This is a genomic window from Propioniciclava sp. (assembly GCF_029977985.1).
Taxonomy (GTDB): domain Bacteria; phylum Actinomycetota; class Actinomycetes; order Propionibacteriales; family Propionibacteriaceae; genus Propioniciclava.
Genome location: NZ_JARKOT010000174.1, coordinates 1 through 2,997 on the forward strand (window position 1 = coordinate 1; position 2,997 = coordinate 2,997).

At 73.4% G+C, this 2,997-nt stretch carries 4 protein-coding genes; 3 read left to right on the top strand and 1 reads right to left on the bottom strand.

Features of this window, described 5'->3' with window-relative positions; translation table 11 throughout:
• From Q1K57_RS10815 to Q1K57_RS10825, 3 genes are all read left to right on the top strand, one after another.
• A partial coding sequence (locus Q1K57_RS10815) for a hypothetical protein (RefSeq protein ID WP_300082273.1) occupies positions 1-472 on the top strand: 472 nt, incomplete at its 5' end.
• Between the two features lie 83 nt (positions 473-555).
• Positions 556-1,539, top strand: a complete 984-nt coding sequence (gene dctP / locus Q1K57_RS10820; RefSeq protein WP_300082276.1) for a TRAP transporter substrate-binding protein DctP — start codon at positions 556-558, stop codon at positions 1,537-1,539.
• Between the two features lie 26 nt (positions 1,540-1,565).
• Positions 1,566-2,450, top strand: a complete 885-nt coding sequence (locus Q1K57_RS10825) for an N-acetylmuramoyl-L-alanine amidase (protein ID WP_300082279.1) — start codon at positions 1,566-1,568, stop codon at positions 2,448-2,450.
• Positions 2,451-2,540: 90 nt separating this feature from the next.
• Here the strand turns inward: Q1K57_RS10825 and Q1K57_RS10830 are convergent.
• On the bottom strand, positions 2,541-2,997 hold a 457-nt coding region (locus tag Q1K57_RS10830), incomplete at its 5' end, for a class II fructose-bisphosphate aldolase (RefSeq protein WP_300082282.1).

Consider the following 2,997-nt stretch of genomic DNA (forward strand, 5'->3'; position numbering starts at 1 on the left):
TCCCCCGCCGGCGCAGGCCCAGCGTGTCGGCCGGTTCGTCTCGACCCCTCCCGGACGCCTCGCCGACCTCCTCGCCGACCCACAGTCCTTGGCCTGGTGGGCCTACGACCCCGACGGCGTCGAGGTCTTCGACGGTGGCGAACAGGTGCGGCTCCACAAGCGCTCCTCGTCGTTCACGATCCGCTTCCACCTCACCCGCCGCCCCCACGGCCCCGGAGACGACGCCCACACGGTCACCTGGGTCCAGGAGATGACCGACGGCCCGAACGCGGGCGAGCCCCTCCGCTGTGACACGTTCACGATGACCCCGGCACCCGGCGGTTGCGAACTCGTCCACACGTGCGAAACACGCTTGTTCGGCGCCCTCGGCCGCCTCATCGCCCCGGTCACGCGTGCGCTCACCGGCCGCGGCCTCACGTTCACGGTCACGACCATCGCCTACGCTGCCGCCGAGACACCAAACCGCGGCTGACAAGGCCCGTTTCCGCGACGGGCTGCGCAGTCGGACGCCGTCGCCCTACGCTGGTGCCGATCCGACCGCTGAGGAGACCCACCATGCTGCGTCCGAAGCTCATCGCCGCCCTGGCCGGCGCCGCGCTCGCGCTCACCGCCTGCACGGCCACCCCCGCCCCGACGCCCACGGCGCCGGCCGAGCCGACCACCCTCCAGCTGGGCCTGGCCGGCGGCGACGGCGACGTGCGCCACGACGCCGCGGCGGCCCTCGCCGAGCAGGTGTCGGCCGCCACCGAGGGCCGCGTCACCCTCGAGATCACTGCGGGTGGCGAGGCGGCGTCCGTCGAGGACGGCACCCTCGATCTCGCCGTCGTCGACAGCGCGCAGCTCACCGAGCTCAACCCCGACTTCGGCACCTTCGCCCTGCCGTACGCCTTCGATTCGGCCGAGACGCAAGCGCGCGTCCTCAGCGATGCCGCCGTCGTCGGCGACCTCTACGGTTCGCTCGCCGACAGCCACCATCTCACCGTCCTCACCGGCCTGTACGCCGGTGCGCGCAACGTGGCGAACAACGCGCACGCGGTCAACACCCCCGCCGACCTCTCCGGCCTCCGCCTGGCGGTGACCCAGTCGGACACGCAGGTGCAGGTGATCGAGGCGCTCGGGGCGATCGCGGTCCCCTTCGCCGCGGACCAGATCCACGCCGCCATCGCCGCGGGCACCCTGCAGGGCGTCGAGGACACCCAGTTCGGCTACGGCGCGCAGAACCTCGCCGGCACCGCCAACTTCGTGTCGCTGACGGGCCACCAGCTCGTGCCCGACTACCTGGTCGCCAACAGCGACAGCCTTGCCTCCCTCTCGGACGCCGACCGGCAGGCCCTCCTCGCCGCCCTCCCGGCCGCGGCGACCGCCGCCAACGGTGCGGTTGCGACCGCCGAGCAGGCCGGCCGCACCGACGCCGAGAGCAAGGGCGTCGCCTACAACGACGTCGACAAGGCCTCGTTCCAGGCGGCCACCGAGTCGATGGTCAAGGCCTACCTCTCCACGCCCGCTCGCGAGGCGCTCTACAGCGCCGGGCAGCCCTGAGCAGCGCGTCCGGCTCGCGTGACGCCGTGCCCACGCTCCCGCCCCTTGGACGCGGCGTGCTCCTGGCGGTCGCCCTTTCGCTGATCGGCATCCTGCTGGGCTGCTCCTCTCCGGCTGGGACGCCGCCGGCCACGGCCCCCGGGGTCCCCCTCTCGGCCGCACCCGACCAGCCGCCGGCGACGGCGACCACGGGCGCGGCCAGCGCACCGCCGGCACCGGTTGCGCCGGCGGCGTCCGGCGACGCGACCCCGACCCTGACGCCGCTGGCGCCGCTGGCCGACCTGCGGGTTGTGCTCGACCCTGGCCACAACGCGGGCAACGGGGCGGCCGCGGCGACGATCGCGCGGCCGGTGGCCGACGGCCGAGGGGGCACCAAGGCCTGCAACACGACGGGCACCGCAACGCGCGACGGTTACCCAGAACACGCCTTCACCTACGACGTCGCCGACCGGACGCGCGCCCTGCTCGAAGCCGAGGGCGCCACCGTGATCTTGACCCGTGGCCCGACCGGCGTGGGGCCCTGCGTGGACGTGCGCGGCCGGTCCCCGCAGGTGAACGATGCGGATGTGATGGTGTCGATCCACGCGAACGGGTCGGAATCGAGTGCTCCGCACGGGTTCTTCGCGATCGTGGTGGCCACCCCACTCAACGATGCGCAGGGCGCGCCCTCACGGGCGCTGGCCGCCGACTTGGTGGCGGCGCTGGAGGCGTCCGGCTTCAGCCCCTCGGCGGGCGGAGCGCTGCAGCGGCGTGACGACCTCGGCACCCTCAACCACGCCACACGCCCGGCCGTCCTCCTGGAGCTCGCGGAGTTCCGCAACCCGGCCGAGGCGCGCGCCGTGCAGGATCCGGCCGTCCGGCAGCGCTACGCCGAGGCCGTCGCCGCCGGGATCACGGCGTGGGCCCGCTGAGCGGGCGGTAGCGGCGCCGGCGTCCGGCCCCATCACGCAGCGGCGCCCCGCCCCCACAGGGGCGAGGCGCCGGTTGCGCTGCGATGCGGATCAGGCGTGCGTGCCGACCGAACCGAGGTTCTGGCAGGCCTCGACGACACGGGCGGCCATGCCGGCCTCGGCCGTCTTGCCCCACGCGCGCGGGTCGTACATCTTCTTGTTGCCGACCTCGCCGTCGATCTTGAGGACGCCGTCGTAGTTCTGCATCATCCACGTGACAACCGGACGCGTGAACGCGTACTGGGTGTCGGTGTCGACGTTCATCTTCACGACGCCGTACTTCACGGCATCCGCGATCTCCTCGGGGCTCGAGCCGGAGCCACCGTGGAACACCAGGTCGAACGGGCGCTCCTTGCCGTACTCGGCACCCACGGCGTCCTGGATCTCCTTGAGCACCGCGGGGCGCAGCTTGACGGCACCCGGCTTGTACACGCCGTGCACGTTGCCGAAGGTGAGGGCCGTGATGTAGCGGCCGTTCTCGCCGAGGCCGAGGGCCTTCGCGGTGGCC